Below are 25970 nucleotides of genomic sequence, written 5' to 3'. Positions count from 1 at the left end.
CTTCTGTCGTTTATAAGGCGAAGAAGAGGTGTACCCAGTAGTATAAGAGGAATAATGTGACGACTGTTGTGAGAGGAATAACGATAAGGGATACACTTAAATAGTCTTTCCATTTTACTTTAATTTTGTTTTGTTTCAGTATATACATCCAAATGAGGGAAGCTAGCGTACCGATTGGTAATAATAGTGAACCGATGTCACTACCAATAATATTTGCGAGGTAGATAGTTTTTAATGTGACTGGGTCTAGTCCCATTTCTGTTAACGTAATCGTACCAATCATAAGTGCAGGGTGATTATTGAAGATGTTAGAGAGGAGGGAAACAAGTCCGCCCATTGCAAAGCTAGCATAGAGTAGATGCTGACTTACAACTGGTTCGAGCCAATTTACAAGTGCTGTTGTTAATCCTGCGTTGTGAAGTCCGTAAATAATGACGTACATAGAGAAGGCGAAAATTAAAATGTGCCACGGTGTCTTTTTCAAAATGTCGACAGGATTTGTTCGTAAGTAGTACCATCTCCAGATGAGAAGAACGAGTGAGCCGAGTACGGCAACAATTTCAATTGGGATAGATAAGAAGGATGCGACGAATAGAAGACAGCGCATAAGGAAGACGAAGCCTAATACTTTCAACATAAATCTTGTCCGTTTTTGTTTCGTATCAACAGAATTTTTTCCTTTTAATGGATGGAAGTTTTTTGTGAAGAACATTTCTTCGATATCATATGAAGAAACAGGTAATCTTTCTGGTAGTTTTTTCTTTAAAACTGTGTACATAAGCCATGACATAAACAATAGTCCTAATGTTGCAGGTACAAACATCATAGCAGTATGCATATAAAGAGTCATATTTACGATATTTAATGCGATTAAGTTTACGATATTACTTACACCAATTGGTGCACTAGATGCAGTAGCGATTAAAGCACCGCTTAATAAATAAGGGATTTGTTGATGAGGTTTTAATTGAAGATTTTTTAGGAGAAGAATTAAAATTGGAGTTGTAATTAAAATACTACCGTCGTTATTAAATAAAAGAGTCATAAGAAAACATAATAATTGAATATACCAGTATAAACGGCGACCGGAGCCTTTTGCTAAATTTGCAAGTTTCGCTGCGGACCAATGGAAGAAGCCGAAGCTTTCTAATATAACCGCCATAACGATGGTCGCTAATATTGTTATGGAGGCACCGCCAATTTTACTGATAATGTCCATGACGTCTGGTTTTGATACAAGTCCAGTAATCAGGATAATGCCAGCACCAATTGCTGCCGGCCACGCCTCATTTAAACCACGGGGTCGCCAAAAGACAACAATCATTGTTAAGAAGAATACAATAATAGTAATCCATATTTCAATGCTCATATTTTACCTACCTTTCTACTTTTCCTTAAACCAATGTAGCTTGTCTCAAGGTCTGTATTGGTAGTATATTCAGCAAAAAATAAGAAGAACTAGGCATATAATGGAATGAAGTGAATATGTGTTTTTCAAGCTAAAGGACAAGTGTCACTACTAGTGAAATAACTATTGTGAGAGGAGTCTATAAATTAGTTGGGCAGTAAGATAGTAAATGAAATTTATATGGGTGATTATTGAGATATATCGGCGCAACTCAAAATATATCAGCGATTATTGAGATATATCGGCGCAACTCAAAATATATCAGCGATTTTTAAAATATATCGATTTACCGACAAAACATGACAAAAGGAGTCCATCCCAAAATATCTTTTGGAACAGACTCCCCATTATTTTTCCTTCAAAAAAGTTCGATCCTTCAAGAATAAATTCCAGAAGAAAATAAATCCTGGTAACAAAATTGCAATTCCAATTGCGTATAGAATAAGCAATGCATAGAATGTTTCTGTCGTTGTAAAGCTTGTAAATACAGTTACATCAGGATAAATAATATATGGTAAATGCGCGACACCGTAAGCGTAACTTGCAAATGCATATTGAGCGACGATTGCTAAGACAGCAATGCGAGGGTATCCTAGTGTATCGTACTTCTTGTTTGTCCACCAAAGAGAAGAGTACCCGATAACGAATAAAACGATAGAAACTGTAAACCATGGGAATTGCTTTATTAGCCCTTGCATAAGCCAGTGTGTTTCCGGATCCATTACAACGAGTGCGATAATCGCCGTAACGAGTGTTGCAGGGCCAAGGATGATAGCGTTTCTTCTATAAATTTTATATGCATCTTCTGAACCTTGTTCTCTCGCAAAATCAGCAAGAAAGAGAGAGGATAGAAATAGTTCCGAGGTTAGTCCGAAGAGCATATAACAATAAATAACAGGACTAGAAAGAAGTTTTCCGTAAAGGAGTACTTCTTTTCCTTCAGACATTGTAATATAGGCACCTTCTGTAACGGGTAAAACAGTAATTAATAGAGCTGGAATTAAGAGCCCTGTAATACCTGAAATAATACGAAGAAGGTGTTGGTACTTCGGCAGAGAATAAGCAAATACCATAAATGTACTGCGAATTGCCACGAGTACTAAAATTAACATAACGGGTACGAACATTACTGTCGCAAGGGTAAAGGCTGCTTTAGGAAAGAAGCCAAGAAATGCGACAACGACAAAGACGAGAAACGTATTTGTTACTTCCCAAGTGGGTGATAAGTATCGATTGGCAAGTTTGGCAGCGAGCGTTGGATGTTTTGCGTATACCATGCCCCAAAAACCTGCTCCAAAATCGATGGACCCTAATATACTGTATACGAAAATAAGAGCCCATAAGATGATGATTGCAATACTTTCCTCATGCACGAGAATCGCCTCCTTCGTGATGTAAATCATTTGTAAGCGGATGTTTCTTAAAGAATGTCCGTAGCACAAAAACTGTTAAAATACCGAGTCCAATATATAAAATGATGAATAGAATAAATAAAGGACCGACGAAATCGGCGCGTGTAGAAGCGTCAACTGTACGTTGCATACCATAAATGGTCCACGGTTGACGACCGCTACAGCTGAAAATCCACCCGAATTCAATACCGAGCAACATAACCGGTCCACATGCGGCAGCTCCCCAAAGAAGCCACTTCGGTAATTCTGCTCCTTTTTTTCGGTAAACAAAGTACCAATATAAGAGGGCGATTGCTGCAACTGCAAAGGTAAAGGCAGCGGTGCCGACCATTAAGTTAAATAGTGTATGTGTGTAAAATGGTGGCCATGTTTCTTGTGGGAATTCTTTTAGACCTTTTACGACAGTGCTAGGGTCTAGTCCCACTAGTAGGCTGAGCATGTTCGGAATTTCTAGTGCATAGTTTAGTTCAAGTGTGTTAGGATCTACAACTCCGCCAATTGATAACGGTGCATGCGATGTCGTTTCAAATAAAGCTTCAGCAGATGCAAGTTTTTCAGGGGAATGCTTATGTAAGGCAATTGCCGATTCGTGTCCCGAAAGCCACATCGTAGCGCCTGTAATAAATGTCACGACGAGTCCTAACAGTAGCCCCTTTTTATGATAAGCAATTTCGCGTTTACTTAAATTCTTCTTTAATAATTTAAATCCAGCGATAGAGGCAATGACGGCAGCTCCAGTTGCATAGGCAGTAATAACAACATGAAATGCGCTTGTGCCAAAACTCGGATTAAAGAAAGCTTTCCACGGATCAACGTTAAAAACTGATCCATCTGGTCCCATTGAAAAGCCCGCGGGTGTATTCATCCATGTATTTGCTGATGTAATAAGCACGGCGGATGCCGTGGCACCAATCATGACGAAGAATAGCGAGATTAATCTCATGAATGGAGGTAGTTTGTCAGCTGCATATACATAAATGGACATGAACAAAGCCTCTAAAAAGAAGGCGAAAATCTCAATTTGAAAAGGAACAGAAATAACCTGCCCAACAATTTTGGCAAAACCAGGCCAAAGAAGTGAGATTTGCACACCAACAATTGTTCCAGTTGGAATTGCTACACCAAGAAGGATGGCAAATGCTTTTGTCCATCTTTTCGCCATAATGGCGTAGTCGGAATCTTTCTTCCAGTGAAAGAGTATTTCACTTATAAAAATCATCAATGAAAGCCCGACACCAAGTGTTGCAAAGATAATGTGGAATGCTAGTGAAGAACCAAAAAATGCTCTTGCTAATGTTACCGTATCCATATGTAAACTCCTCTTCTTTTTGCCATTATTTTCTGATTGAATTGGAAGATTTATTCAAAAAAACTACCAAAAATATATATGTATTTAAAAAGTGGATATGGTAATATAATGTTTGAATATTCTAAACAGGAAGAAATTAATGTTTAATAATATTTTGTTTGTTTTTTAGTAAAGAATATTTTATAATCTTTTATGCGAACATAAGTTCTGTTTTCGGGATGAAGAAGTTTATGTGAAATGGAGAGGATGTTTTATGTATCCTGAAGTCATTAAAAAGATGGCATTTTCAAAAGAGCATAGAGATTTATTATTGAAGCTGTATAATAAAGAGATTACGCGTCGTGAGTATGATCGCCTCGTGGAATCGCTATATAGACCTTCTAAAGAGGCTTGTGAGGGATAGAGGTACGGGAGACAATCTAATAGATTGTCTTTTTTAATTTTACGTATGTTCTGGTAAAATTAAGGCTAGCCTTATTAGGGAGGTGAAAAGATTGCGGAAACGTGTATATATAGGGATTGGAGTTATTCTCTTAATCGCTTTAGGTGGAATTGTATTTTGGGCAGCTTTGCAAGGAAACCGTACGGAACATTTTATCTTAAGACATATGGTAAATGAAAATGGGACGCTTGCTACTTATCGTTTAGGGGATACAAAGGCAGGTACGGGTGAAGCGAAGGGCCGTGAAGCTTTATCAGAATCGGCAGGACTGTGGCTACAATATACATTGGATAAAGACGATCAAGCGTTATTCGATGAACAAGTTAAGGTTATTCAAAATAACTTTGTACATAAGGACCAAATTGTTTTATGGAAAATCTCTGAAAAGGGAGAAATGCAGTCAGCTACAAATGCACTTATAGATGATCTTCGTATTATAGAACAATTATATCGCGCTTATGAAATATACAAGGAAGAGCGTTATAAAAACTTGGCAGATCAATTGAGTGACGCTGTAATTCGTTATAATAAGAAAGATAATTATTACGTTGATTATTATGATGCAGATGCAGGGAAACAAAATAATTTTGCAACTACATCATACATAAATCCGCACGCATTCTCGTATATGAAAAAGTACGGGAAAGTTTCTGATCAGCAATATCAGGACGTGGTTCAATTTTTAGCGGATTACCCAAGGCGTGGCTGGGCATTCCCGAAAGAGTATAAAGAAGATGGTACTTTTACGTACGATAAAGAAGTGAATCTTATTGACCAATCATACGTTGCATATCATCGTAGTTTAGGTGGTCTTTCATCAGATGCTTACTTGGCATTTATAAAGAAAAAATTCCAGGAGGATGGAAAGCTATACGGTCGTTACAATTTAGAAACGGGAAAACAAACTGTGAAGTATGAATCGCCAGCCGCTTACGGATTAACGATTTTGTACGTACTACAAACAGGTGATATAAAGTTTGCGAAGGAATTGTATGATCATATGGCCACATTCCGAAATGACAACGTATTTAGTAGATATTACGGTGGATATGTAACAGGCGAAAATAATAATACGCATATTTTTGATAACGTACTACCACTTTTAGCTGAAATGGAATTAGAGAAGAGTAATAAATAGAAGGTGCCACCCTATGGGAATGGCACCTTTTATTTATTGATATAATTTACGTCCTAATATTGGAGAAGTATTCAATCACAAATTTACGAAATTGCTGAGCAGTTTTCGATAAATAACGTTTCTTCGACCAACTTAAGCCGATGGTTCGCTTACAATTTGGTTCAATAATACGTAACTTATTTAATGCTAAAGTAGAGTTTTTTAATAAAGTTAAACTTGGGACAAAGGCGATGCCGAGACCTTGCTTAATAAGGTCGCTAATCACGGTTGGTTCATCTACTTCAAAAGCGATATGTGGCGTGAAACCAGCTTCTTTACAAAATTCATCCGTTAAGTGCCGAAAACCGTAACCAGTGTTCATACTAATAAATGGTTCGTCTTTTACTTCATGTAGATGGATACTTTCGCGTCCTGATAAACGATGACCTGAAGGGACGACTAAGAAAATTTCTTCCGTAATAAGTGGTTCCCAAATAATTTCCTCGCCTTCAATTGGCACAGAAGAAATGCAAAAGTCGATTTCTATATTATCTAGTTGTCGTTTCATAGAAGGAGTAGATGCGAGAAATTGCTGGAATCGAACGTTAGGATGTTCTAGTAAAAAAGAACCGAGTAGTTCTGGTAATATTCTCGGAATAGAAACTGCCAGTGTAATAGAGCTTTGTTGTAATTCAGCTAAATCTTTAATTTCTCTTTCGCCTTCACTTAATTCATGAAAAATACGCTCTACTCGTTTTAAAAATACTTTCCCAAAAGAGTTTAACGTAATCTGTCGACCTTGGCGGTCAAATAACGGGACGCCTAAGTCCTTTTCTAATCTAGCAATTGTTTTGCTGAGTGAAGGTTGCGCAATATGCAATTCTTCAGCAGCTTTTGTCATATGCTCTAATCGTGCGACTGTCTGAAAGTATTTTAGTTGAAGAAGTTCCATTTTGACTCTCCTTTCTATAGACCAAAAGGAATGAATTGATAATTAAAGATGTATTATACAGTATGAAAATGGACGTGTATAGTAAATCTGTTAAACCATTCTAATGGTGTTAAATTAGGAGAAGGAGTATGTTTCATGAAGGGAATTCAACTTATATTTAAAGATTGGAAAGCGATGTGGCACCATAAACATGGACGTATCGCTTTAATTTTTTTATTAATCGTTCCTTTAATTTATTCAGGATTCTTCTTAGCTGGATATTGGGATCCATACGGACGATTAGATAAATTACCTGTTGCGATTGTAAATTTAGATAAGGGTGCTGCGATGGATGATAAAACAATTCATGCAGGAGACGATTTTGTAAAAAATTTAAAAGAGAATAAGGAACTAGCTTTTCATTTCGTATCAGAAAAAAATGCTGATGAAGGGCTAAAAGAAGATAAGTATTATATGGTTGTTACGATTCCAGAGGATTTCTCTAAAAAGGTAAGTACGCTGATGGATGAGAAACCAGAGCCAGCGCAGCTTCAGTACAAAGTAAATCCAGGTAAAAACTTTGTAGCAGCGCAAATTGGAACGACAGCTGTCGAAAATATGAAAACAAAAATCTCAAATAGTATTACGAAATCTTATACAGAAGGTGTCTTTTCAAAGTTTCAAGACTTAGCACAAGGATTGAATGATGCAAGTAATGGTGCTGAGAAGTTACACGAAGGAACGACAGATGCAAGAAATGGAGCAAATGAGCTTGCAGATGGTATTCATCGTTTAAGTGACGGGACATCAAAAGTGAAAGAAGGAAGTGACAAGCTTGCGTCTAGCCAATCAGCTTTAACTGGGGGAGCAAACGAGCTGAGTAAAGGAGCGACATCACTTCATAGTGGTATGGAGTTATTAGCGCAAGGTGAAAAAACATTACAATCAGGAGTTAGTGAATTAAGTGCTGGTACAAATGAATGGGTGAATGGAAGTGAGAAGCTTGCTGAAGGGCAAGTAAAAGCGGATGATGCAGCTAATAGTGTAAAACAACAATTAGAAGCGTACGTGAAAAGTCATCCGGAAGTGCAGCAAGATCCTGCTTTTCAAAAACTCGTTGCTACTTCTAATGGATTAGCTAAAGCAACAAACGCTTTAAATGGTGGCCAACAACAATTGACACAAGGTGCGAAGAAGCTTGCGAATGGTCAGCATAAGATTGAAGAAGGTATGAATACATTCGGAGTTAAGTTAAATGAAGCTACTGCTGGAACGAAAAAGATAGCAGATGGTGCTTCGAATGTAGCTGATGGATTTACGAAATGGGGAAATGGATTTACATCATTACAAGAAGGTGTAAATCACCTTGCGAGTGGCGGAATAGAGCTGAATCATGGTGCTGGGAAGTTAACGAACGGACTTGTTAAACTTGACGATGGTGCGAAAGAACTTTCTACGAAATTGGGAGAGGGCGCAGAGAAGATAGCGGATGTTCGCAATGATGATGCACGCAATACGATGTTCTCAGAGCCAGTTCAATTAGTGAAGTCAACAGTTTCTGACGTACCTAACTACGGTTCAGGTATTGCGCCATATTTCTTATCTCTTGCATTTTATGTTGGCGGAATTATGGCATCGAATATTTTACCGCTTGGTCGTAGACAAAATATGAAAGTAAGCGGAACGGTACACTTTATTAATAAACTAGGATTGGTATATTTAATTGGACTTATTCAAGCATTACTAGTGGATGTGGTTGTGCTAGGAGTTATGAAATTAGAAGTTGCAAGTGTGCCGCTCTTTGTTTTATCAAGTATTGTTATTTCCTTTACGTTCATGACATTTATTCTTATGCTAGTAACGGTATTTGGTCTTGTTGGAAAGTTCTTAGCAGTAACGCTTCTTGTCCTGCAATTAGCGACGAGTGGAGGTACCTTCCCGGGAGAATTAAATATAGCTGTTCTTAGCAAAATCGGACAGTTTCTTCCAATGTCTCATTCTCTTAGAGGATTACAAGATGTTATCTCTTTAGGAGACTGGTCGCAATTACAAATGCAAATTTTAATATTGTTATGTTACCTCGTTGTTGCTGGCGGAATTGCTTGGATTACGAGTCATATACAGCATAGAGAAACGAATGCAGAACAAGTTTCTTAAATTGAAAGAAGCTATCCGTTTTTTTTTCGGATAGCTTCTTTTTTATTTGCGTTCCATTACCGCAAAGTAATTGTTTTCATGATCAGCAAAGTTAAATGCTCTACCAGTAGGTAAATCTACAACTTGTCCAACTGTAACACCTTTCTCAGAAAGATCTTTATACAGTTGATCCAAGTTATTAGCGAAGAACATAAGTGAAGGAGTACCTAAGTTTAATTCAGGTTGCATCTTCGCAATTAACGCTTTATCGTGAAGGACGATGCTTGTTCCTGCTTCTTTTGCTGGCGCAATTTCAATCCAGCGAAACCCTTGTCCGTTATTTTCTTCCGCAATAATTTGGAATCCTACTGTCTCAGTCCAAAATTGTACGGCTTCATCTTGATTATTTACATATAACATAATTTGTCCAATTTGATTAATCATAGGTGTATCCTACTTTCTTTTCTTGTATGGAATTCTATTATATCAAAGATATGGTTTGCATACTTTTTTGTGATGTTTCCGAAGTACGATCTTCGCCCATTTTATATTTGTTGTAGGAGAAGGTCCTGTAATCCACGTATGAAGTGGTAGTGTACTGCAAATGACCATTGCCGAAATCGAGATTGTGGCCGTGATTGTAAATAATAATAGGCTATATAATACTGTGTTTTCTTGCAGTGTGAATAAAGAAAGAAATTTTGTACATAGTTGCAGGAAGAAAAAGTGAGCTAAATAAGCACCATATGTGTAATTCCCGATAAATCGTAAAGCTTTATATAAGAAACCGCGTCGCTGTACGATTGTAATAGATAACACGTAAAGTATGATAATTTCGCATACGATATATAAAAACATAGACGGTTTTAAATAAGTCGAAACGGTTAAATGAATAGAGTTTGCTCCGTAAAAACTAAATAACTCATAATTGATGAATAAAAATAAGATGAAAAATAATATTGTGATAAGCGGGATATGTTTCATGACAAATAAACGCCACGTTTTTAATGCGACAGCAGCGATTCCTCCCATGACGAAATAGAATGAGTAGAAGAAGAAGGAACGATCTGTATAATGTAAAATGGTTGAGCTAGTCAATTTCTCTCCATTAAAAATGTAGTGCGAAGAATACCACATTAATAGGAAATATAGACAAGCAAAGATGGTCATATATTTATATATGTCTTTTTTATTTTCTGTTCGTTTTTGAAACCAATAAAATAGTGTGCACAGCAAAGGGAACAATAGGTGAATTTGGAACATCATAATTACGTACCAAAGATGGGGTGCGGCTGTTCCGAGTAATACACTTTTTATTCCGCTTTGTAGTGTAATCATATCGTTTGTTGTTAATAAGTAAAGAATAGACCAGAAGAAATAAGGAATGAGTAAATGTGCGGCTTTTTCATAAATATATTCTGTGTAGGCTAGTTGCTTCGTATATTGCCGAATTAAATGAAAGCCAACGATAAATATGAATGCAGGTGCTGAAAATTTTGCAAGGTTGAATAGCATACCCATAATAAGGGATTGCTCAAGTAAGACATTTCCTTGATTCATTGTATATAATAAGGAACTTTGCAAAACGACAGCAAGGAATGCAATGCTTTGCAAAACTTTAAATTCTGGTGCGCTTTGAGTCATTATGTCCATCTCCTTTTCCATACATGATTATAGTACGGAGTAAGGATAATGGATGTGGAATATTTGTGAAGATTTTAACAAATTTGTGGCAAGAGGAGATATCAACGATTTTTCGGATATATCTATTATAACTTCAAATATATCAACGATTTTTTCGATATACCGACGTGTCGACAAAGGATATCGACTTATTAACAAATAACGACAAAAAGAGGATGCTCCAAAATGAGCATCCTCTTTCTATTTATTAAGCAAATTTGTTTTTGATCCAGTTTTTACCTTCTACAAGGCGAGCTGTCATTACGGCACAAGCGTTATCTGCTGTTACGTTTAACATCGTTGCAGGAGGATCAATGATTGTACTAATTGCTGCGATAATTGGTAATGCTTCTGGCGGGAAGCCGTATAGAGAAACGATTAACATTTCACCAATCATACCGCCGCCTGGAATAGCGCCCATTACTGTTCCTACTAATAGAGAAACAACAAGTGCGATTGCCAATGTTTTTGGTCCTTCGAATTCCATGTTGAAAATACCGAATAAGAAAGCAATTTTTAATACGCCGCCTAAAACAGAGCCGTCTTTATGAAGTGTAGATCCAAGAAGGACAACTGTTTCACGAACGTCAGAAGAGATACCCATTTTCTTCGTTGCTTCTAAGTTCGCTGGAATACTAGCAGCACTACTACAAGTTGCAAGTGATGTAACTGTAGGAGAGACCATGTTCTTCCAAAAGATTTGAACACCTTGTTTGCGACCTGCAAGGTATGCATAGAACGTGAAGAATACAAAGAAGTAAATTAGAGACGCTGGATAGTATACCATTGCTGCTCGGAAGTAAGTTCCAAGAAGTTGTGGTCCGAATTCACCAACTAATGCTGCGAAGTAAGCAGCAAGTCCGATTGGAGCGTAGTACATAATGAAAGATACAACTTTCATTGAAATTTCTGCACCAGCTTGTAGGAATGTAGCGAATGGTTTTCCTTTTTCACCAACTGCTGAAGTTGCAATCCCCATTAAGATAGAGAAGAAAATAAGTGCTAACATATTTTCACGAGATAGTAACTTTGAGAAGTCAGATACTGTTAGAATACCAACAATTTGATCAGCAACACTAACAGCTTTGTCAGCCTTGTCAGGTTGTGTTAGTTCTAATACAACACCTTGTGCTGGCGGGAATACTTTCACGACAATAATCATAAAAATAGCAGCTAAAATACTTGTAAATAAGAAAGTCCCAGCCATACTAGACATAATTTTACCGAAACGTTTTAATCCATCCATATTAGCAATAGATGATGCAATGCTAAAGAACACTAACGGTACAACAATCGTAAACATTAAGTTTAAGAAAATGTCACCAAGCGGCTTTAAAGCAACTGCATCGGCACCCATGAAATAACCAATGAAACCACCAATTAGGATAGAAGATAATAAAATAAGTGGAAAGCGATATGCCTTCATAAATATATCCTCCTATCAATTATAAAAAATCATACTGAATCATTATAGCGAGTTAGAGCCTTCTTTACTAGAAGAATACTGATAGATGGAATAGCGTGAAAACCGAGAAATTTTTGTTTTTAAGCTCGGCATACAGCAGGAAATCTAGACATATATATTTGTAACCTAGTGGTGGCAAGGGGTGCACTATAACTTAGGTTAAGAACAAGGGGGAGGGAAGCGGGATGAATATTTTGCTTTGCTGTGCAGCGGGAATGTCTTCCAGTTTGATTGTTACCAAAATGGAGAAAGCAGCAGAGGCAAGAGGGATAGAGGTGAAGATTTGGGCAGTATCAGGTTCTGAAGTAAATAGCCACATTGATGAAGCGGATGTACTGCTACTTGGACCGCAAGTACGTTATTTATTACCGAAAATGAAAGAATTATGTAAGGAGAAAGGGATACCCGTTGATGTCATTCAATCTGTCCATTACGGGCTTTGTAATGGAGAAGCTATCTTACAAGCAGCTTTGTCAATGAAACCATGAGGAGAGTGGGATAGATGATACGGTTTTTAGAAAAGTATGTGATGCCGATAGCAGGGAAGGTTGCAGAGCAGAGGCATTTGCAAGCGATTCGTGATGGAATTATTTTGACGATGCCTTTCTTAATTATTGGATCATTTTTTCTTATTATTAGTGCTTTACCAATACCAGGATACAATGATTTTATGGTAGGTTTGTTTGGGGAGAATTGGCAGAGGGCTTTGGGGTATCCAGTTAGTGCAACTTTTAATATAATGGCTTTAATAGCTGTTTTTGGAATCGCTTACAGGCTTGGGGAGTATTATAAAGTGGATGCTTTAGCATCTGGGGCATTGTCGCTTGTGACGTTTTTACTTGCGACGCCATTTCAAGTCGCATATATTATACCAAGTACAAAAGAGAGTGTACTTGTAGAAGGTGCTATCCCAGCAGCATTAATGGGAAGCCAAGGGTTGTTTGTAGCAATGATTATTGCACTTATATCTACTGAACTTTATCGGTTTATTGTACAAAAAAAGATAATTATAAAGATGCCAGAGACAGTTCCACCAGCTGTGACGCGTTCATTTGCGGCACTTGTTCCAGGATTTATTGTTGTAACGGTTATTTGGATTTTACGCTTAATTATAGAAAATACTTCTTTTGGCAGTATCCATAATATTGTAGGGCAAATTTTACAGGAACCACTTAGTGTACTTGGTGCTAGTCTTTGGGGCGCAATAATAGCAGTTATTCTCGTTCATGTTCTTTGGTCGTGTGGAATTCATGGTGCTACTATTGTTGGTGGTGTAATGAGCCCCGTTTGGTTGTCGTTAATGGATCAAAATCGAGTTGCTTTTCAAGCAGGGCAAGATGTACCAAATACGATTACCGCACAGTTTTTTGATTTATGGATTTATATGGGCGGTTCCGGTGCAACACTTGCTTTAGTTGTAGGAATGTTACTATTTGCGCGAAGTCAGCAATTAAAAAGTTTAGGGAGATTGTCAATTGCGCCTGGCATATTTAATATTAATGAGATGGTAACTTTTGGTATGCCGATTGTAATGAACCCAATTTTATTAATTCCATTTATATTGGTTCCAGTTGTGTTAACAATTGTTTCTTACTTTGCAATGGAATGGGGATGGGTAGCTCGGCCGAGTGGAGCTGCTGTACCTTGGACGACACCAATTCTATTTAGTGGATATTTAGGATCGGGCGGGAAAATTTCAGGCGTTGTTTTACAACTTGTTAACTTTGCGCTTGCATTCTTCATTTATTTACCGTTCTTAAAAATATGGGATAAACAAAAGGTAGCGGAAGAAAAGGGGGAGTAAAGAACTAAAATGGATACGATAGAGACGAAAGCTTTTCATTTAATTTTGCATGGGGGAAATGCGAGAAGTTGTTCAATGGAAGCAATTGATTGTGCAAAGCGTGGAGAGTTTACAGAAGCAGAAGCGAAATTACAAGAAGCGTTAGAGGAATTAAAAGAGGCGCACCGTATACAAACGGAGCTCATACAGAAAGAAGCTGGTGGTGAAAAGACCGAAGTTACTCTTCTAATGGTGCACGCGCAAGATCATTTAATGAACGCGATTACGGTGAAGGAATTAGCGAGTGAATTTGTAGAATTATATAGGAAGATGTTAGCGACTGAATGAACCTTGCGTATGCAAGGTTTTTTTATGTTTCGTAAAGATACTGTTATGGCGAAAAGAGAACCACTTACGCATAATTTTATTTATTATTTCCAAGTTTATGTAAAAATGAAGTTGTAAAGGGGGTGGGAAGTAGATGAAAGTTCGCATCGAATTGGACCCATCACAAGACGAAGTAGAAATTATTATAAAAACAAAAGAAATAACAGATGAAATTCAGCAACTTTTAAAAATAATAGAAGGGGGAACTGTAAACCAAATTGTTGGTGTGTTAAATCAGCAGTATTATTTATTGAATTTAAATGATATTTATTGGTTCTATACAAAAGAGAGAAAAGTTATTGCGCAAACGAAGAAAGGGAGTCTTGAGGTGAAGGCTCGCCTATATGAATTAGAAGAACAGTTAGCTGCAAAGCGTTTTGCTAGATTTTCTAAGTCAATACTTGCAAATTTAGGGCATGTCAAAAGCTTTGAAATGTCTTTTAGTGGCAGTATGTGTGCCCATTTTTCTAATGGAATGAAAGAATATGTTTCAAGGAAATATGTACCGCTCATTAAAGAAGCTTTAAATATAGGAGGGGGTTAAAAGATGTTTGATAGGGTTATAAATAAAATCGCTTTTGGTTTAGGGATGGCGATGGTATATAGTCTATTGTTTTTATGGATTGGTTATGTAAATGGAATGGAGACAGTGGAAACAAAAACATTAATCGCATATTTAGTAACAGCAAATATAATAGGACTTATCTTCTCTTTTGCTTCATTTATTTTTGAAAAGGAAGAATGGAGTATATTAAAACAGACAAGTATTCACTTTATCGTTTTGCTAGGAACATTTTTGCCTACAGCAATTTTGATTGGGTGGGTTCCGAATCGTTTCAGTCCGATTCTTGTTTGTATAGGAATCTTTATTGTTATTTACTTCATGATTTGGTTCATAATGACCCTATATTGGAAGCGCAAAATAAAAAAAATAAATCATCAATTAAGGTGAAAAAATTATGTATATGTCTGTACCATCAGTGGAGTGTTCGTGCCACTGATGGTATTATACAATCCTCCTTTTGTACGGATGAGTAAGAGTGTTAATTAATCAGTAGTAACAATTTCTCCTATACCACGAATTAATTTTTTTGTATGCATCCGTTCTGGTTTTAATATATTTACGATATAATCAATCGCTATTTGCGGTTCAACGGTTGTACCGCATGTATAACAATCAATTGCTGCAAAGTTTTTTTCTGGATAAGTGTGAATAGAAAGGTGGCTTTCTGATAGCAAAATTAATACAGTAACGCCATAAGGCTGGAATTTTTTTTTACTTACGTTTAAAACGTGTGCACCAGATTGATCTGCAGCGGCAACTAAATGATGTTCTAAAAAGTAAATATCATCTAATAGGGGAGAATCCACTCCCCATAAATCTACTATTATATGCTTACCGAAAGTAGAATATTCCATAAGGTAGCACTCCTTACTATAATATCGTCAAAACTCCATTTCCTTTTTGTAGCATTGGTGTAGGATAAGATTCGATTCTGAGTTTAGAAGAGCGAGATTACGTTGTTCCAAATGTTCTTCTTTAAATTGAAATAAAGGAGAAAGAAGAGAGGGTAATGTTCGAGGAGATGGCACTACATATAATTGCTCAATTTGATCGAGTACATAGGCAGAATTAGCGGCAATATGAAATCCCCAGTCAGTTCCGAAAGAAGGAACGATTGTATGATAACTTTTCACAGTTAATCCAGCATGTTCAATTGTGTTACCGATACTCCAGTATACTAGAGGTGCATCAGCAGGGGAATTAGATTGACAGACGAACGCGCCGTCTTCTGTTAAGAATGTAGCTATACGAGCAAAAAGTTCGCTTGTATATAAAGTGCTTAACAACTCTGTCGCTGGGTCTGGAAAATCAATAATGATTACATCGTATAAAGAGGAAGGAGTACTTAGAAACTCTTTTGCATCACATACGTGTGTATTTACACGATTATCAAAAAATGCGCTTTTGTTTAAAGAAACTAATTCAGGAACATTACGAGCCATATCAATCATCGATCCATCTAAGTCAACAAGATCCACATGTAGTACAGTTTCATATTTCAAAACTTCTCGTAAGGCAAGACCATCACCACCGCCTAATATGAGAACACGTTTTGGATCAATTACTTTTGACATAATTGGATGTACAAGTGCTTCATGATAAATTTGCTCATCGACGGAACTAAATTGTAGTTGCTTGTCCAAATATAAACGAACATCGCTTACTTGTAACAAAGTAATATTTTGATAATTGCTTTGTTCCGCAAATAAATTTGTATGTTCACCAGCTTGTATTTCCTTTAGAGAAATTTCATCCCACACATCTAAGCTGTGTGAATCTGTGGGTACTATGACTACATTTTCCGATTGTAATTGTTTGCCCTGTTTATCTTGTTTGTCTTGTTTGTCCTGTTTGTCTTGTTTGTCCTGTTTGTCCTGTTTGTCCTGTTTATCCTGTTTACCGTGCTTGTCCTGTTTGTTTTCTATTTCCTGCTGTTCTAGTTCAAATTTGTCAGAGTCTAATTCAGAACGCTTGTCTTTTTTATAGCTTGTTATTCTATAAATCTTTATTTTGCTTTGTTTTCTATGTTTTGGCATAGGAATCCCCTTTCGAATTGTGTTATTTTATTCTATTCTATGTAATTTAGTAGAGTTTGCTTGGACAATAGATAAGGGAGTGTGTTCAAGAGGAGTTTATTTTTTAATAGATTTTCATGCTAAAAAAAATTTTTTAGTGTTTTTTTGTTTTAAACACAACTAGACAACTAAACACTAATCTATTTTCATACAGTTATGTGTTAAAAGCGTGTTGTTTTATAACACACTGTGTGTTTTTTGAGTGACACACTAATTGAAAGCGTTAACACACAAAGAAAATAGTCGAAAAAGTGCTGATTTTAGTGGTTTTAAAAAGTTGGCACGCTAATTGCGTTAATAAATAGCGTAAAGAAAAATAAATAAAACATAAATTTTTTATACTACACAAGGGGGATTTTCAAATGAATATTTTATTATGTTGCTCAGCAGGGATGTCTACAAGTTTACTAGTTACAAAAATGGAAGCGGCTGCAAAAGCTCGCGGTCTAGAAGGAAAGATTTGGGCTGTATCTGGGGATGCAGTAAAAACGAATATCGATCAAGCAGATGTATTATTACTAGGACCACAAGTTCGTTATATGCTTTCTTCAATGAAAACGCTTGCTGATGAGAGAAACGTTGGAATCGACGTTATCAATCCAATGCACTACGGCATGATGAATGGAGAAGCAGTTTTAGATCACGCATTAACACTTAAAAAATAATTAGGGGGGAAGCGAAATGCAAAAGTTTATTGCATTCATGGAGAAATATATTGTTCCTGTCGCTGGTAAAATCGGATCGCAACGTCACTTAGCTGCGATCCGTGATGGATTTATTGCAGTTATGCCACTTATTTTAGTTGGTGCATTGGCATCACTAATTAATGGTTTTCCGTCTGACGCTTTCCAAGATTTCATGAAAGGTTTGTTTGGTGAAACGTGGAAACAAGTTGGCGGTGGAATGTGGACTGGTTCTTTCGCAATTCTAGCACTAATCATAGCATTTACAACAAGTTATAACTTAGCAAAATCTTACGGCGTTGATGGTTTGTCAGCAGGTATTATTTCATTTGGTGCGTTAATTATTCTTACGCCAACAACACCGAAAGAAGGCGGGTTGAACTTAGCTTGGACAGGTGCACAAGGGTTATTCGTAGCAATTATCGTGGCACTCCTTGTTACTGAAGTATTCCGTTTCTTTGTACAAAGAAACATTACTTTAAAAATGCCTGATGGAGTACCACCAGCAGTTTTAAGATCTTTCGCAGCTATAGTTCCAGCATTTGTTATCTTAACAGTAGTTGCAGGTATTCAATTAGCAGTGAAATTAGCTGGTACAAGTGTTCATGAATTTATCTTTAATACGATTCAATCACCACTGCAAAGTTTAGCAGGGACATTACCAAGTGCAATTGTCATTGTACTCCTTGTTCATCTTCTTTGGTTCTTTGGTTTACATGGTCCAAATATTGTTGGTGGTATTATTGAGCCATTATACTTACCGGCATTAGAGAAAAACATGAAGTTATTCCAAGGTGGTACATCTGCATTTGATGTTCCAAACATTGTTACAAAACCATTCTTTGATACTTTCGTATATCTTGGTGGTTCTGGTGCAACATTAGCGTTCTTAGTAGTTGTATTACTTGTAGCAAAAAGTGCACAATTACGCGGTGTATCTCGTTTATCAATTGGTCCAGGTGCATTCAACATTAACGAACCAGTAATCTTTGGTACACCAATTATTTTAAATCCAATTTTATTCTTACCGTTTATCATAACACCAATTGTATTAGTAATTACTTCTTATACAGCTATATCTATTGGCTGGGTACCAAAAACAGTTGTGATGATTCCATGGGCAACACCACCAATTATTAGTGGTTATCTTGTAACAGGTGGGCATCTTTCAGGTGCAATTCTACAGTTATTCAACTTTGTAATTGCGATGGTAATCTATTATCCATTCGTTGTGTTATGTGACCGTTCAGTTGTTCGTACTGAAAAAGCAGCAGCGCAAGGAAATAACAACTCTGTACCTATGTAACATAGAAATTGTTCTCACAGACAATATTGTCTGTGAGAACAATTACCTTTATATCATGTTCAGAAAGATGAGACCCATCTTCAAGAACACCAAACTATCATTCATAAAATAATAATTTAATAGAAATGTTCAAACTGAAGGGGTATTTAAACCGGTTGAACCATAATAGAGAGGACGGTAATTATGATGACTACAGCAGAACAAATTCCATTCCAATTAATTTTAAATAGTGGTAATGCACGAAGCTTTGCAATGGAGGCACTTCAATTTGCCAAACAGGGGAAAATGGCAGAAGCTGATGAAGCGATGGTAAAGGCGAAAGAAGCGATTAATGAAGCGCATCATTTCCAAACAGAGCTCATACAATCAGAAGCAAGAGGAGAAAAAACAGAGATTAGTGTTCTTTTAATTCACGCACAAGATCATTTAATGAATGCGATTACAGTAAAAGAATTAGCAGCAGAGTTTATCGATCTTTATAAAAAGCTTGAAGCGAAAGGGGAATAAAACATGACTGGAATTAAAATTGCTACAATCGGCGGTGGATCTAGTTATACACCAGAGTTAATTGAAGGATTTATTAAACGTTATGATGAGCTTCCTGTTCGTGAAATTTGGTTAGTAGATATTGAGGCAGGAAAAGAAAAGTTAGAAATCGTTGGTAACTTAGCGAAACGTATGGTGAAAAAATCAGGTTTACCAATCGAGGTTCATTTAACACTTGATCGCCGTGAGGCATTAAAGGATGCTGATTTCGTAACGACGCAGCTTCGCGTTGGTTTATTAGAAGCACGTGCAAAAGATGAAGCAATCCCATTAAAATATGATGTAATCGGTCAGGAAACGAATGGTCCTGGTGGTTTATTCAAAGCGTTGAGAACGATTCCTGTTATTTTAGATATTTGTAAGGATATGGAGGAGCTTTGTCCGAATGCATGGTTAATTAACTTTGCAAACCCAGCTGGTATGGTAACAGAAGCTGTTCTTCGTTATACAAATATCCAAAGAGTAGTTGGTCTATGTAACGTTCCAATCGGAATCCGTATGGGTCTTGCAAGATTACTTGAAGTAGATGCAAGTCGTGTACATGTTGACTTTGCAGGTTTAAACCATATGGTATATGGACTAGACGTATATTTAGATGGCGTAAGTGTAATGGACCGAGTGTTAGAGCTTGTAACAGATCCAGAAAAGCAAATTACGATGGAAAATATCGCTGCGCTTAACTGGGAGCCAGACTTTATTCGCGGCCTTCGTGCAATTCCTTGTCCATACCATCGTTACTACTACAAAACACGTGAAATGTTAGAAGAAGAGAAAGAAGCTTCGGTTGAAAAAGGTACACGTGCAGAAGTAGTAAAACAATTAGAAGATGATTTATTCGAGTTATATAAAGACCCGAACTTAGATATTAAACCACCACAATTAGAAAAACGTGGCGGCGCTTATTATAGTGATGCAGCATGTAGCTTAATTACGTCTATTTACAATAATAAAGGTGATATCCAGCCTGTTAATACACGAAACAATGGAACAATTGCAAGCTTACCACATGATTCTGCTGTTGAAGTGAACTGTATTATTACGAAAGAAGGTCCAAAACCAATTGCAGTTGGAGATCTTCCAGTACCAGTTCGCGGTTTAGTACAACAAATTAAATCATTTGAGCGCACAACAATTGAAGCTGCTGTTACAGGGGATTATCATAAGGCGCTGCTTGCTATGACAATTAATCCACTTGTACCATCAGATAAAGTTGCAAAACAAATTTTAGATGAAATGTTGGAAGCACATAAAGAACATCTTCCACAGTTCTTCAAAAAGATAGAGAAATAAAAGCGGCGCTATTTAGCCCGCTTTTTTTATTTCAATAGGAGGTATTACGATGATTAAGTTAATTGTAAATGCAGATGATTTCGGTCTTACTGAGGGTACAAATTACGGCATTATTAATGGACATATAAATGGACTTGTAAATTCAACGACGATGATGATGAATATGCCAGGAACAGAGCATGCGGTACGCTTAGCGGAAGAGTATAAAACGTTAGGAGTAGGAGTACATCTCGTATTGACGGCAGGGAAACCGCTTCTTGGAGACGTACCATCACTTGTAAGTAGCGATGGATTGTTTCATAAACAAAGCGTCGTATGGGAAGGGAAGGTAAATCCAGAAGAAGTTGAGAGGGAATGGACTGCTCAAATTGAGAAATTCTTATCTTACGGATTAACACCAACTCATTTAGATAGTCATCATCACGTGCATGGATTGCCGATTTTGCACGATGTTCTTGAGAAATTAGCTGCTAAATATAATGTTCCAATTCGTCGTTGTGAGGAAGAGCGAGCAGTACGTCCATTTTCTGACGTGTTTTACAGTGATTTTTACGCGGATGGTGTGACGGAAGATTACTTCGTGAAGTTAAAAGAGAGAGTACAAGGTGAGCAAACGGTAGAAATTATGGTTCATCCAGCTTATATTGATCCAGAGCTTGTGAAGCGTTCTTCTTACGTAATGGATCGTGTGAAAGAATTACGTATTTTAACAGAGAGCGAGTTACCAGAAGGAATAGAGCTTGTGAAGTTTTAATAAAAAAACGACGGCTACATAATGCCGTCGTTTTTTGTTTACAAAATGGATAGAATATATCCGCCGAAGGCTCCAAGTATAACGATAGCCCAAGGTGGTGTTTTCCAAAAAGCGAGCAAGCAAAATAGAAGAGACGCAAAAACAAAATCTACAGCGTTCATAATTGTACTTGTCCAAATAGGGTCATAAAAAGCTGCTAATAAAATACCGACAACGGCTGCATTGACTCCAAGTAGTGCGCCTTGTATGTAAGATATTTTTCTCACACTGTCCCAAAATGGTAAAACACCAATAACGAGCAAGAAAGCAGGAAGAAAGATTGCAATTGTTGCGAGTATTGCCCCAAGTGTCCCGTTTAGCACTGCTCCTATATAAGAGGCGAATGTAAATAGTGGTCCTGGTACTGCTTGTGTTAATCCGTATCCAGCTAGGAATTGTTCTTTCGTCATCATTCCATTTTGTACGAACTCACCTTCAAGAAGGGGCAGCACGACGTGTCCACCTCCAAATACAAGTGCGCCAGAGCGATAGAAACTATCAAATAAAGCGATGTAATAAGAGAACGGTCTTAATATTGGTAGCAGTACTAATAGCCCGAAGAATAAGATGAGACAAGAAACTGCTATCTTTTTTGAAATAGGTACTTTTATATTTTGAGATTGGCTAATTGGTTGGTTGCGATATAAAAACCAGCCGATAAAGCCAGATACTACAATGAGAATGACTTGTGTCCAGCTATTTGGCCATAGTAAGGCGACTGCGGCAGTTACAATCGCAATCGTCGCACGATTTCGGTCTGGCGTTAATTTCTGCGCCATTCCCCATATGGCATGAGCGACAATAGCGACTGCTACAAGTTTTAGTCCATGAATCCAGCCAGCACTTCCAAGATCGAACTGATTAAGGAATGAGGCGAAGAAAACTAAAACAAGCACAGACGGTAAAGTGAATCCAATCCATGAAATAATAGCTCCTAATACCCCGCCCCTTAATACCCCAACCCCCATACCGACTTGACTGCTAGCAGGACCAGGAAGGAATTGACATAGTGCTACTAAATCTCCATAGCTTCGTTCATCCATCCATTTTCTTTTTTGCACATATTCGTGGTGGAAATACCCAAGATGGGCGACAGGACCACCAAATGAAGTAAGTCCTAATTTAAATGAGACGAGAAAAATCTCTAATAATGTGTGAAAAGTGTATTTGTTATTTTTCAAAATGCCCTCCTAGAATGTTTTTCTAAGTGCATTATACAAGAGATAGTAAAGCGAAAGGAACGATTCTAATGTAAAGATTGTGTGAATCTTTTCTTTGTAATTAAGGCTTGAAAAAGTCATAAATGATTATGTATAAACCATAAAGTAGTAGAAGTAGTGCTGGGAAATTTATATAAGGAGAATGCCCGTATGACAACTCATTTCTTTGCGAGGTTAACAGGTAAGAGGGAAATACCTCCTGTAAATACAGAAGCTTATGGTGTAGCAGAGTTTATATTTAGTGATGATTTAAAGAAGTTGCAATATCGGGTCATATTGAAAAACATCGAAAAAGTTACATCATGCCAAATTCATTTAGGGAAAGCAGATCAAATTGGTCCAATTGTTTTAAGCTTATTTGGCCCATTAAAGCAAGGTATTAGTGTAAATGAAGGAGCCGTGACGGGTGTAGTCAATGTGGCGGATTTTGAAGGGCCTTTACAGGGGAGAGCGTTTGATAGCTTACTTCAAGAAATCATTCAGGCGAACGTATATGTAAATGTTTATACGAAGTCCAATAAGAAGGGCGAAATCAGGGGGAGAATTAGGAAAGTAAAGAAGTAGAAAAAAGGCTGTCCATATTTTGGAACAGCCTTTTTTGCTATGAGGTACAAATTTTAGCGATTATTGTCGGTAAATCGATATATTTTGAAAATCGCTCATATAATTCGTATTACGGTCGATATATTTAAAATACTGTCTTGATTAATTTTTTACAGGTTGATTTTTTATGAAGAAGTCCATGATATAAAATACTTCGTCATCAGGTATTTGTATTTCAAATGTATTTTCAATCGGTTGCAATGCCTTTTTCACTTTCATATACATCCAGTATTCATCTTGTCTTCGTTTCTCTTTATCTGGATGAGGGAGGAGGCTTTCTCCTTTTTGAAGACGGTCAACCATACAGCTCATATGCAGAATAACACCCATTAAGCTGTCAGGAGTTAGCTGTAAGGAAATTAATTCTTGAATTGTATTTAATGCGTAACGAATTGTTTTAATAAGTAATGCTCCGTCGTTACGCTGCATTTGTTGTTCAAGAATGTCAGCCATTTTTGCATATGTTTCTTCATACGTAATTAATTCTTGAATTGGCTGAATTGCTGTGTAGTTTACGATATCTTGAAAATGATATGTTAAGCATGGAACTTGCACATCGAAATTTGTGACGATACAAATGATATTCCGCTCTTTTTTTATGTTCTCAATCATTTTCGTTAAATCTTTTTCATGGACGATACTAATCGGAATAATTTCAATTAAGTCTTTGTCAAATCGCAAATAGTTCTCTAACATTTTTTGAATAGCTAAAGCACTGCCCTCACCAGTTAAACAAGCTGTTAAAATAACAGATTTCATTGGTGATAGTGGCTTTTTCTTTTCTTCTTGTACGTTTAAGTAAAACGGTGTTAAGTTCTTCACGGTTTCATATAATGCATCTAACGAGTAGCCAAGCTGAGCTTTTCGAGCTGCTTCTAGTGCATGTGGAGTGCTAGTCATGGAAAGAACACGTACCGGAATTTTGAACTCAGTTTCTAATATATCACCAATATAAGCAAGCGACCCCATATCAACGAGTAAGAGAAGCCCGTTTACATTTTGGAGTGTTTTCATATACACTTTCACGCGCTCTAAGAAATCTTTCGGCGATTCATGTAGCGGCATATCGATACCGGTTACTTCCTCAATGCCGAGAAGTTCGTTTGCAACGTTTGCCATTTCTGTTGCAATGCCGTTGCCGTGCGCTAATATTAATACTTTTACTTCTGTTTGTGAGGCAGGAATTGGATCAACAACGAAGAACATTGTTAAAAAGCCTGCTTCATCGATAGGCATTGTTATTTGTAATTCGTCTTCCAGTAGTTGAATGCATTGCATAGCTACGGAAAAAGCTTCTTTATATTTCGTACGAATTTGATTTAATTGTGGGTGATGAATTTGTTTCCCAGCTTGTAAACGTTGTAGAGTTGTCTGTACATGTAAACTTAAAGCGAGAAATACTTTTTCATCAAACGTTTTAGATAAATGCTTTTCAGCAAGTTCCGCGATTTTTTCACATACGGAAACGATATTACGATCCACAATTTTAAAAACATTTTCATGACTTGTCTTTTTGGACATTTGGTTAAAATATTGTACGAAAAAGCTTTGAATATCATTTTCTATTAGTAATTCTAATTCGTCCTCTTCAATACCGCGAGCTTGAAGTTCTTCGTATTTATAATCAATATAATCGTAAATAGAAGACTGTTTTTCATTCTCTATTTTATGATTACTCCAACCTTCATCACCTGTAAATATAAATGTTTCATTTGGTATTTGGTATAGATGACGGCTTTTTCTTTCAATGAATAGCCCTTCTTTCATATACCAAGGTAAATCTGTACTTGAAACGTAGACAGAATCACGTTTCTTTGTCACGAAGTCAGAGTAGGCTTTCGCGCAGGCGATTTGTACATCCGTTTTTAATTGACCGATGTTATTGGGACAATTGTAAAAGACGAAAGCACGCATTGCATTCGGGCTAACGTGAATTTCTTTTCGCAGGCGGATTGCTTCATTTGTGAAAAATAGTTGTAATAAAGCAAAGCGTTCTTTATGTGTACGCTCACGAAGTGGTGGCAGTGTGACAGTCATCGGTATACGTCTTGTAAATGTTTTTAATAAAAATGAATTTGGTTCTTCGGTTGTTGCAGTAATAATTAATACTTGTGCTTTACGCTCGTTTTCTGTTTCTCCAAGGCGGCGATATACTCCGCGGTCAATAAAGGTGAAAAGCATTTCTTGTCCTTCTGGAGGAAGGCGATGTACTTCATCTAAGAAAAGAATCCCTTCATGCGCTTTTTCAATTAACCCTTTTTGATCACTTGCCCCTGTATAAGCTCCTTTTTTAATCCCAAATAACTGCCCCAGTAGTAGCTGTGGATTATTTGCGTAATCAGCACAGTTAAAGACGATAAATGGTGCGTTTTTAGGAAGCTGTTCAACTTCAATTGCATATTCGTGCATTAAAGAAGCGAACATAGATTTTCCGACTCCTGTTTCTCCCAGCAGTAAAGTGTGCATACCGTTTGGAGGATAGAGAATAGAAGCTTTCGCTTTTTCAATTGCGATTTTAAGGCTTGTATTTTCAAGAGCAAATGTCTCTAATGAAGTCACTTCTTTTGAATGCGTTTCCAACGAAGTGTTCGTTTCTATATAAAAACGAACAGGACGCGTATTTGTTTTTAATAAACGTGTATCTTTTACAAGTTTGTTTAAGTCACTACTTACATTGGCGCGATCTAGTTGTAGAAGGGTAGCGAGTTCTGATGCGGTTACACCTTCTGTATAATTGCCTTTTTGTATTGCGTTAAAAATGAGATCTATTCGTTTCATTTCTATTCACCTCGAAACTTCATCACTATTTAAAATTT

25 protein-coding genes are annotated in these 25970 nt (G+C 37.0%); 14 read left to right on the top strand and 11 right to left on the bottom strand.

Features of this window, described 5'->3' with window-relative positions; all coding sequences use genetic code 11:
* Positions 1–10 precede the first annotated feature (10 nt).
* From ACYVEC_RS01570 to cydA, 3 genes are all read right to left on the bottom strand, one after another.
* Positions 11–1369, bottom strand: coding sequence for an arsenic transporter (locus ACYVEC_RS01570; protein WP_063221829.1), 1359 nt, complete (start codon positions 1367–1369; stop codon positions 11–13).
* 386 nt (positions 1370–1755) lie between these two features.
* Positions 1756–2781 (bottom strand): cytochrome d ubiquinol oxidase subunit II, encoded by a 1026-nt coding sequence (locus ACYVEC_RS01565; RefSeq protein WP_063221828.1) that lies wholly within the window; start codon positions 2779–2781, stop codon positions 1756–1758.
* Positions 2774–4129: a cytochrome ubiquinol oxidase subunit I gene (gene cydA, locus ACYVEC_RS01560; RefSeq protein ID WP_063221827.1), complete on the bottom strand. Its 1356-nt coding sequence runs from the start codon at positions 4127–4129 to the stop codon at positions 2774–2776. The genes ACYVEC_RS01565 and cydA overlap by 8 nt, the downstream gene beginning before the upstream one ends.
* Before the next feature lie 253 nt (positions 4130–4382).
* Here cydA and ACYVEC_RS01555 point away from each other — a divergent pair, with 253 nt between their 5' ends.
* Together ACYVEC_RS01555 and ACYVEC_RS01550 are read left to right on the top strand one after the other, a co-directional pair.
* Positions 4383–4532: a hypothetical protein gene (locus tag ACYVEC_RS01555; RefSeq protein WP_002174240.1), complete on the top strand. Its 150-nt coding sequence runs from the start codon at positions 4383–4385 to the stop codon at positions 4530–4532.
* A 91-nt stretch (positions 4533–4623) separates the two neighbouring features.
* Positions 4624–5709 (top strand): hypothetical protein, encoded by a 1086-nt coding sequence (locus ACYVEC_RS01550; protein WP_063221826.1) that lies wholly within the window; start codon positions 4624–4626, stop codon positions 5707–5709.
* Positions 5710–5755: 46 nt separating this feature from the next.
* On the opposite strand, the gene ACYVEC_RS01545 is transcribed toward ACYVEC_RS01550, so the two are convergent.
* On the bottom strand, positions 5756–6640 hold the full coding sequence (locus ACYVEC_RS01545) for a LysR family transcriptional regulator (RefSeq protein WP_063221825.1): 885 nt from the start codon (positions 6638–6640) through the stop codon (positions 5756–5758).
* 135 nt (positions 6641–6775) lie between these two features.
* Here ACYVEC_RS01545 and ACYVEC_RS01540 point away from each other — a divergent pair, with 135 nt between their 5' ends.
* Complete coding sequence (locus ACYVEC_RS01540) at positions 6776–8776, top strand: YhgE/Pip family protein (protein ID WP_063221824.1); 2001 nt, start codon at positions 6776–6778, stop codon at positions 8774–8776.
* Positions 8777–8818: 42 nt separating this feature from the next.
* Here ACYVEC_RS01540 and ACYVEC_RS01535 read toward each other — a convergent pair whose 3' ends face one another.
* The 3 genes from ACYVEC_RS01535 to ACYVEC_RS01525 form a co-directional block, all read right to left on the bottom strand.
* Positions 8819–9199, bottom strand: a complete 381-nt coding sequence (locus tag ACYVEC_RS01535; RefSeq protein ID WP_063221823.1) for a VOC family protein — start codon at positions 9197–9199, stop codon at positions 8819–8821.
* Positions 9200–9241: 42 nt separating this feature from the next.
* A complete protein-coding gene (locus ACYVEC_RS01530; RefSeq protein ID WP_063221822.1) occupies positions 9242–10399 on the bottom strand; it encodes an acyltransferase in 1158 nt (385 codons plus the stop codon).
* A 247-nt stretch (positions 10400–10646) separates the two neighbouring features.
* Complete coding sequence (locus ACYVEC_RS01525; protein WP_063221821.1) at positions 10647–11864, bottom strand: dicarboxylate/amino acid:cation symporter; 1218 nt, start codon at positions 11862–11864, stop codon at positions 10647–10649.
* Between the two features lie 224 nt (positions 11865–12088).
* On the opposite strand from ACYVEC_RS01525, the gene ACYVEC_RS01520 reads away from it, so the two are divergent.
* The 5 genes from ACYVEC_RS01520 (at position 12089) to ACYVEC_RS01500 (ending at position 15025) form a co-directional block, all read left to right on the top strand.
* Positions 12089–12391 (top strand): PTS sugar transporter subunit IIB, encoded by a 303-nt coding sequence (locus ACYVEC_RS01520; RefSeq protein ID WP_063221820.1) that lies wholly within the window; start codon positions 12089–12091, stop codon positions 12389–12391.
* A gap of 14 nt (positions 12392–12405) precedes the next feature.
* Positions 12406–13707 (top strand): PTS cellobiose transporter subunit IIC, encoded by a 1302-nt coding sequence (gene celB, locus ACYVEC_RS01515; RefSeq protein WP_063221819.1) that lies wholly within the window; start codon positions 12406–12408, stop codon positions 13705–13707.
* A 9-nt stretch (positions 13708–13716) separates the two neighbouring features.
* Positions 13717–14034 carry a PTS lactose/cellobiose transporter subunit IIA gene (locus ACYVEC_RS01510; RefSeq protein WP_063221818.1) on the top strand — a complete coding sequence of 106 codons (318 nt, stop codon included), beginning with the start codon at positions 13717–13719 and terminating at the stop codon, positions 14032–14034.
* Positions 14035–14167: 133 nt separating this feature from the next.
* Positions 14168–14617, top strand: a complete 450-nt coding sequence (locus ACYVEC_RS01505) for a LytTR family DNA-binding domain-containing protein (protein WP_063221817.1) — start codon at positions 14168–14170, stop codon at positions 14615–14617.
* A 3-nt stretch (positions 14618–14620) separates the two neighbouring features.
* Positions 14621–15025 (top strand): DUF3021 domain-containing protein, encoded by a 405-nt coding sequence (locus tag ACYVEC_RS01500; RefSeq protein ID WP_063221816.1) that lies wholly within the window; start codon positions 14621–14623, stop codon positions 15023–15025.
* 95 nt (positions 15026–15120) lie between these two features.
* Here ACYVEC_RS01500 and speD read toward each other — a convergent pair whose 3' ends face one another.
* Both speD and ACYVEC_RS01490 read right to left on the bottom strand, forming a co-directional pair.
* Positions 15121–15492, bottom strand: coding sequence for an adenosylmethionine decarboxylase (speD, locus tag ACYVEC_RS01495; protein WP_048563425.1), 372 nt, complete (start codon positions 15490–15492; stop codon positions 15121–15123).
* Positions 15493–15519: 27 nt separating this feature from the next.
* On the bottom strand, positions 15520–16674 hold the full coding sequence (locus tag ACYVEC_RS01490; RefSeq protein WP_460505424.1) for a polyamine aminopropyltransferase: 1155 nt from the start codon (positions 16672–16674) through the stop codon (positions 15520–15522).
* 401 nt (positions 16675–17075) lie between these two features.
* On the opposite strand from ACYVEC_RS01490, the gene ACYVEC_RS01485 reads away from it, so the two are divergent.
* From ACYVEC_RS01485 to chbG, 5 genes are all read left to right on the top strand, one after another.
* Positions 17076–17378: a PTS sugar transporter subunit IIB gene (locus tag ACYVEC_RS01485; RefSeq protein WP_001023569.1), complete on the top strand. Its 303-nt coding sequence runs from the start codon at positions 17076–17078 to the stop codon at positions 17376–17378.
* Positions 17379–17394: 16 nt separating this feature from the next.
* A complete protein-coding gene (gene celB / locus ACYVEC_RS01480; protein ID WP_063221814.1) occupies positions 17395–18702 on the top strand; it encodes a PTS cellobiose transporter subunit IIC in 1308 nt (435 codons plus the stop codon).
* 183 nt (positions 18703–18885) lie between these two features.
* Positions 18886–19209 carry a PTS lactose/cellobiose transporter subunit IIA gene (locus ACYVEC_RS01475; protein ID WP_000989050.1) on the top strand — a complete coding sequence of 108 codons (324 nt, stop codon included), beginning with the start codon at positions 18886–18888 and terminating at the stop codon, positions 19207–19209.
* A 3-nt stretch (positions 19210–19212) separates the two neighbouring features.
* Positions 19213–20538: a 6-phospho-beta-glucosidase gene (gene celF / locus ACYVEC_RS01470; RefSeq protein ID WP_063221813.1), complete on the top strand. Its 1326-nt coding sequence runs from the start codon at positions 19213–19215 to the stop codon at positions 20536–20538.
* Positions 20539–20587: 49 nt separating this feature from the next.
* Positions 20588–21292 carry a chitin disaccharide deacetylase gene (chbG, locus tag ACYVEC_RS01465; RefSeq protein WP_063221812.1) on the top strand — a complete coding sequence of 235 codons (705 nt, stop codon included), beginning with the start codon at positions 20588–20590 and terminating at the stop codon, positions 21290–21292.
* Between the two features lie 38 nt (positions 21293–21330).
* On the opposite strand, the gene ACYVEC_RS01460 is transcribed toward chbG, so the two are convergent.
* Entirely contained in the window at positions 21331–22512 is a 1182-nt protein-coding gene (locus tag ACYVEC_RS01460) for a chromate transporter (RefSeq protein ID WP_460505419.1), read from the bottom strand.
* A 189-nt stretch (positions 22513–22701) separates the two neighbouring features.
* Here ACYVEC_RS01460 and exsM point away from each other — a divergent pair, with 189 nt between their 5' ends.
* On the top strand, positions 22702–23115 hold the full coding sequence (gene exsM / locus ACYVEC_RS01455; RefSeq protein ID WP_063221810.1) for an exosporium regulatory protein ExsM: 414 nt from the start codon (positions 22702–22704) through the stop codon (positions 23113–23115).
* Positions 23116–23256: 141 nt separating this feature from the next.
* On the opposite strand, the gene ACYVEC_RS01450 is transcribed toward exsM, so the two are convergent.
* Positions 23257–25932 carry a PRD domain-containing protein gene (locus ACYVEC_RS01450; RefSeq protein WP_098555253.1) on the bottom strand — a complete coding sequence of 892 codons (2676 nt, stop codon included), beginning with the start codon at positions 25930–25932 and terminating at the stop codon, positions 23257–23259.
* Positions 25933–25970: the final 38 nt, after the last annotated feature.

It is taken from the genome of Bacillus sp. MN7755 (assembly GCF_054771475.1).
Note: the sequence above shows the minus strand (reverse complement) of the source record. Positions and strands in the feature narration are given on the sequence as shown.